Source organism: Fusobacterium sp., assembly GCF_029258315.1.
Lineage (GTDB): Bacteria > Fusobacteriota > Fusobacteriia > Fusobacteriales > Fusobacteriaceae > Fusobacterium_B.
In genome coordinates this window covers 1-6,531 of record NZ_JARHZE010000089.1, presented here as the reverse complement: position 1 = coordinate 6,531, position 6,531 = coordinate 1, and the positions used below count along the sequence as shown (strand labels likewise).

7 protein-coding genes are annotated in these 6,531 nt (G+C 26.4%); 1 reads left to right on the top strand and 6 read right to left on the bottom strand.

The window, feature by feature from the left end:
- A partial coding sequence (locus Q1J48_RS06430; protein WP_300344499.1) for an ROK family transcriptional regulator occupies positions 1-1,082 on the bottom strand: 1,082 nt, incomplete at its 3' end.
- Between the two features lie 347 nt (positions 1,083-1,429).
- On the opposite strand from Q1J48_RS06430, the gene Q1J48_RS06425 reads away from it, so the two are divergent.
- Entirely contained in the window at positions 1,430-3,331 is a 1,902-nt protein-coding gene (locus Q1J48_RS06425; RefSeq protein ID WP_300362084.1) for an alginate lyase family protein, read from the top strand.
- Between the two features lie 98 nt (positions 3,332-3,429).
- Here Q1J48_RS06425 and moaC read toward each other — a convergent pair whose 3' ends face one another.
- From moaC to Q1J48_RS06400, 5 genes are read right to left on the bottom strand one after another with little or no spacing between them, the layout of a single operon-like run.
- A complete protein-coding gene (gene moaC, locus Q1J48_RS06420; protein WP_300362082.1) occupies positions 3,430-3,900 on the bottom strand; it encodes a cyclic pyranopterin monophosphate synthase MoaC in 471 nt (156 codons plus the stop codon).
- Positions 3,901-3,908: 8 nt separating this feature from the next.
- The gene (locus Q1J48_RS06415) at positions 3,909-4,340 is read right to left on the bottom strand and encodes an MOSC domain-containing protein (protein WP_300362080.1); all 432 of its coding nucleotides are present in this window, start codon (positions 4,338-4,340) and stop codon (positions 3,909-3,911) included.
- A 1-nt stretch (position 4,341) separates the two neighbouring features.
- The gene (gene moaA, locus Q1J48_RS06410) at positions 4,342-5,283 is read right to left on the bottom strand and encodes a GTP 3',8-cyclase MoaA (RefSeq protein WP_300344800.1); all 942 of its coding nucleotides are present in this window, start codon (positions 5,281-5,283) and stop codon (positions 4,342-4,344) included.
- Positions 5,273-5,896 carry a DedA family protein gene (locus Q1J48_RS06405; protein ID WP_300362077.1) on the bottom strand — a complete coding sequence of 208 codons (624 nt, stop codon included), beginning with the start codon at positions 5,894-5,896 and terminating at the stop codon, positions 5,273-5,275. The genes moaA and Q1J48_RS06405 overlap by 11 nt, the downstream gene beginning before the upstream one ends.
- Before the next feature lie 54 nt (positions 5,897-5,950).
- Positions 5,951-6,442, bottom strand: coding sequence for a MogA/MoaB family molybdenum cofactor biosynthesis protein (locus tag Q1J48_RS06400; RefSeq protein WP_300362075.1), 492 nt, complete (start codon positions 6,440-6,442; stop codon positions 5,951-5,953).
- Positions 6,443-6,531 lie beyond the last annotated feature (89 nt).

Below are 6,531 nucleotides of genomic sequence, written 5' to 3'. Positions count from 1 at the left end.
ACGGCTCCATGAACAATTGTATCACTATCAAAATTAGTAGTTCTAATATTCACTACATTATTTTTATTTAAGTTTCCTTCTTTTACTTTTCTTTTCAATTCTCTCCAAAAAAAATCACCCAGTTTATTTATTTTTCCATAAATTATTATATCCTCAGGATTGATCAAAGTTGTAATCCAGAAAATTATATTTAAAAAAGCTGGAATTAGTTCTAAAAAAATATTCTGAAAAAAAGTTTCACCATTATTTGCTTTTTCCACTATTTCACTATATGGATAGTTTATTTTAGTCAGTCTAGATACTTTATCCTCTATTCTCCAATCTGATAAAATAGTTTCTATACACCCTTTACTTCCACAACTACATACACTAGCATCTTTCGAATGATCAAATGGAATATGTCCTATTTCTCCTACTCCGAAATCTTTTCCATGATAAATCATATTATTCATGTATACCCCAGCTCCTACTCCAGAACCTATATTTATCACTACAAAGCTTTTTTTATTTTTACATAATCCAAAAGTTTTTTCATATAGAGCCATTAAATTTACTCCATTTTCTACAAAAACTGGAATATTATATTTATTCTCTATCTCTTCTTTTAAATTAATATTATTCCATCCATAAGCAGCTGAATAAATACTTACTCCATGTAGTACATCTACTATACCATTCATAGCTATTCCTATATTTAAGATTTTATTCTTAAATATATATTTTTCAATCAAACTAAAGCAAAGTTTTTTTACATCTTTTACTTTTCTTATTTTTTCTTTTTCCAATTCCAAAAGATTGCCATCTAAATCAGCTAAAGCTATCAGTATCTCCTCTGGTGCAAGATAAATTCCCAATACTTTTCCTAATTTTGGATTTAATTCTAATCCAATAGCATTTCTTCCTTGCGTTTTTTTATTTTTACTATAATTTTCCTTAAGATATCCCTCTTCTATCAGCTGTTTTACTCTTTTACTTACAGCAGCTTGAGAAATTCCTATTTTCTTTGCTATTTCAACCCTTGAACTAGCTTCCTTTTTTTGAATTAATTCTAATATTTTGATATCATTTTTGTTTGTTGCCATTTTATCACCCACAATATTGTTCGTTATTAATATAATACTTTCTTATAAAAAACTCAATATCTCAAATAAGTATTTTTTTATTTTTTATTTAACTTTTTTAACCTAAATTATATATGCTTTATAATTCCTTATTTATCCAATAAAATAACTCTTTATCTTTCTTAACTTAAATTAAATATTTTTCATTTTTTTACCATTTATTATATATTTTTTTCAGTATAAATTGTACTAAATAAATTCGTAAATAGCTATTATCAAATTTAAACATAGAAAACGGAATATTTACTTTTTTTATTTTCTTAGTTATAATCTAATCAATATACAAAAAAATCATAAGGAGTAAAATTATGGATATGACAAAAGAAACTTTATTAGAAACAGCTGATTTAATTTGTAAAAATACTTTTATTTTTAATCATAAATGGGATATGGAAGTTTGTAAAACTCCTGTTACTTTTGAAAATGAAATTGAATGGAATAAAATTCCTTTCGGTGATGAAGAATGGGCGTTTATGTTAAACAGACATAAATATTGGACATTTTTAGCAAAAGCTTATCATTTAACAAATGATGAAAAATATTTAAATGCTTTTGTTAATCAAATAAACTCTTGGATTGATACAGTAGATATTCACGACCCTAAATTTAAAGATTGTGCTAGAACTATTGAAATGGGACTTAGATGTATCAACTGGATAAAAACTTTAGAAATATTTGAAAGAACTTATACTTTTGAAAAAGAATTTAAAGAAAAAATCTACAACTCTTTAAAAGAGCAATGTGATGTTCTATTAAATCTTTATGATGACTTTAGAACTTTAAGTAACTGGGGAGTTCTTCAAAACTGTGGGCTTATAACTTTTGCTTTCTATTTCCACTTAACTGATACAGATTATTTTAAAGTTCCTTTAAAAAGACTTGAATACCAATGTAAAATTCAAATCTTACCAGATGGAATCCACTGGGAACAATCTCCTATGTATCAAAATGAAGTTTTAAATTGTTTACTAGAAACAGCAGTACAATTTAAACATCATGATTTAGAAATTCCTGAATTTATAAAAGAAAATATTAAAAAAATAGGTATGGCCAACTTCTCAATGAAAAAACCTAACCACCATCAACCAATGCAAGGTGACAGTGACGATACAGATTTAAGAGATATAATTACTAGATGTGCTGCTGTATTAGAAGATGGAGAATTAAAATTTGGTGGATTCTCCGAAATAGATTTTGAATCTATGTGGGAGTTAGATAAAAAATCAATTGAAAATTATTCTAAAATAGAAACAATAGCTCCTGATTATCCATCTATCGCTTTAGTAAATAGTGGAAATTTCTATCTTCGTGATTCTTTTAACGAAAATGGAAATTACTTATGGTTTACTTGTGGTTCTATTGGAAGTGGACATGGGCATGGAGAACTTCTTCACTTTGATTTAACTTCTAATGGAGAAAATTTCCTTATTGACAGTGGAAGATACACTTATGTAGAGGGTAGTCAAACTAGAATAGATTTAAAAAATACTTGTGCTCATAACACAGTAACAGTTGATGGAAAACCTTTCAGTGAATTTAGAGGAGCTTGGGGAATTTTAAAAGCTGCTTTACCTTTAAACTCTTTTTACTCTTTCAATGATAAATTTGACTATGTTGATGGTGGACACTTAGGATATCTAAATCTTAATGATCCTCTTATCCATTTTAGAAAAATATTCTATGTAAAACCTGATCTATGGGTAGTAGCTGATGAATTTTCTACTTCTGGAAAACATAATTATACACAACATTTTAATATAGATACAAATACTGAAGTTATTTCTGATGATAATCATATTATTTTAAATAAAAATAACTCTTTACATTTAAAATGGAGTGATGATGTTAAAATAGATATTAAAGATACTTTAATATCTAAAGAGTATAATAAATTAGAAGATTCTAAGAGAATTGAAACAAATATTTCCTTTGAAAAAGTTGGAACTCTATTTACTGTAATTTCACCAAAAGATCTAAAAATAGAAAAAGTTCAAGTTAAAAGAGGAGATTTATCTTTAGTTGATGAGAGTGAAGCAAAGGCTATTAAAGTAGAAATTAGTAAAGATAGATATTTCGTTTTCTTTAACTCTACAAAAGAGGTAAATTCTCAAAAGAAAACTTATTTCATTGAAGATTTATTATTCTATGGAAAAACTGGTTTCATAGAAGTAAACAATGGAGAAAAAACTCTTAATGTAATAAAATACTAATTGAAATAAAAAGGGAGAGGCAATGTACTGCACCCAAAATCTTAGACAACTAAGATGAAAGGTACAGTAACCTCTCCTTTTATTTTTATTCGTATACACTAAAATTTAAAGTCTCCACTCTTTCCACCTGTTTTTTCTAATAGGTGAATATCTGAAATAACCATTCTTTTATCTATACTTTTACACATATCATAAATTGTTAAGGCTGCTGTTGATACTCCTGTTAAAACTTCCATCTCAATACCAGTTTCCCCTATTGTTTTAGCAGTTGCATATATATGTATCTCTCCTAAATCCTCTTTTATTTCAAAATTTATTTCACAACCACTCATAAAAATTGGGTGACACATTGGAATAATTTCACTGGTTTTTTTCATTCCCATTATACCTGCAACTCTTGCTACTCCTAAAACTTCCCCCTTTTTTACTTGATGATTTATAAGTTGTGAAATAACCTCTTTTGAAACTTTTATTTTTCCAAAAGCCCTAGCTTCTCTTTTTGTTTTATTTTTTTCACTGACATCAACCATATAAGCATTTCCATCTTTATTAAAATGTGAAAATTCCATCTTTCCTCCTAATCAATTACTTCTATCTTATCCCCTTCTTTTATATATCCACCACAAATAATTTTAGTAAATATTCCCTCTCTTGGCATTATACAATCTCCAACTTTTTTAAAAATTTCACAATGAGAGTGACACTCTTTTCCTATTTGAGTAACCTCTAGTATAACATCATTTATTTTTAATCTAGTTCCAATAGGAAGATTTTTTAAATCTATCTCTGTTACAATCAGATTTTCTCCAAAATCTCCATCTACTACATCTCCACCCCTAGCTTTAAAATCCTCTATTTTTTCAAAAGAAAGAAGACTTATTTGTCTATGCCAGTTTCCACCATGAGCATCATTTTTTAATCCAAATCCCTCTACTACTTCACACTCATGAATATTTTTTTTACTTGTTCCTCTCTTTTCACTAATACAAACAGCTCTTATTACTCCCATTTTATCCACCTATTTCATTCATATTCTTTTTTTCAATAAACTCTTTTTTTTCTCCAAAAAGATGTTTTTCTGGTTTATTTTTTATTTCATTTTTCAATAACTCTTTTATTTCAATTTCTGTATTTATATTTTTAAGATTTATTCTTCCTTCTTCATTAAGACATCTTTTTATTTCACCTGATGAAGTTATTCTAATTTTATTACAATCTTTACAAAAACAATTATTTATTGGACTGATAAACCCTATTCTTCCCTGACTATTTTTTAGTTTATGGTACTCTGTCACACCATTTATTTCAAAATATTCTTTCAATCCAAATTTATTTTCCAATCTTTTTAATATTTCATTATTATTTAAACCTTGATATTTTTTCCCTTCACCTATTGGCATAAGCTCTATGTATCTCACATCGATTTTATTGTTTTTAGTTATTTCTGCCAACTGATAAATAGAATCCTCATTTATACCTTTTATTATTACAGAATTTATTTTTACTTTTAATCCAAGAGAGATAGATTTTTTTATTCCATTTATAACTTTTTTTATATCTCCCCCTCTAGTTATTTCATTAAAAATATTTTCATCTAAAGTGTCTAAACTCACATTTATTCCCATAAGCCCAGCTTCTTTTAAATCTTTTATTTTTTCTTCCAATAAAATTCCATTGGTTGTAATATAAATCTCATCTATTTCACTTTTTTTTATTTCTTTTATAATTTCGCATAAATCTTTTCTAAGAAGAGGTTCTCCACCTGTCAACCTAATTTTTTTTATTCCAATATCCTTAGCCACTCTTATAATTTTTTGTAAATCTTCAAATAAAAGTTTTTCCTCTTTTTTTTGAGATAATTTTTCTGGAGTACAATAAATACATCTTAAATTACAATTATCTGTCAAAGAAATTCTTAAATAATTAATATCTCTTCCAAAATTATCTCTCATCATTCCCTCTTCTATTAATAAATTTTTTAAAGAAATATTTTCCTATAAAAAACAGGATAAGTAAAAATAATATTATTGTAGAATATTTTTCTACAATGGCCACTCCCTCTTTCCATTTTTCTTCCATTACTCTTCCTACATAAATTAAAAGTGTATTCCAAATTAAACTTCCTACCCCTGTATAAATTATAAATTTTTTAAAATTCATACTTTCCATTCCAGCTGGGATAGAAATAAGACTCCTTACAACAGGAACACATCTTCCAATAAATACTGCTAGACTATTGTATTTATTAAAATATTCTAAACTTTTATTTACACTCTTAACTTTAAAACCTAATTTTTTTACCCAACCTTTATTAAAAAAACTATCCAACCTTTCTTTTGAAATTTTTTTACCTAAATAATACAAAAGCATAGCTCCTAAGCAAGAACCTAAGGTTGAAAAAAACACCAGTAAAAAGAAACTTAAATTTAATTTTTTTGAAATAAATCCTCCGAAAACAAGTATTAATTCTGAAGGTATTGGTGGGAATATATTTTCAATAAAAATTAAAAAGAATATTCCTACATAACTAAATTTTGATAATATTTCTAAAATATAATTTTCCATTTCCATTCCTTTATTCTTATTTAATCATTTCTTTTATTATACCATATTTTCAACTTATTTTCTTGCACAATCAAATGCTTTACCTGTTAAAATTTCTAATCCATGATGAAGTTCTGTTATTATATATTCTAAAGATTCTCTCACAGCTTTTGGACTTCCTGGTAAATTTATTATTAAACTTTCCTTTCTTATTCCAGATACTGCTCTTGAAAGCATAGCTCTTTTTGTTATTCCCATTGAATAATTTCTTATAGCCTCCGATATTCCAGGAACTTTTTTTTCTATTACCTCTTCTGTTGCTTCTGGGGTAATATCTCTTTTGGCAAAACCTGTTCCACCAGTTGTCAATATTAAGTCTGCTATATTTTTATCACATATCTCTTTTAAATTTTCTGTTATCTCATTATATTCATCTGGGATAATAATTTTTTTTACAACTTCATATCCATTATTAACTACTATCTCTTCTATAACCTTTGTGGATATATCCTCTCTCTCACCTTTAAACCCTTTATCACTCATACAAATTATAGCTACTCTAAACATTTTTCACCTCTTGATTTTATTTTTTCATATTAATTATAATAAATTTTTTTTTATTTTTCAATAATGACAAATCCCTTGCTATATTTTAA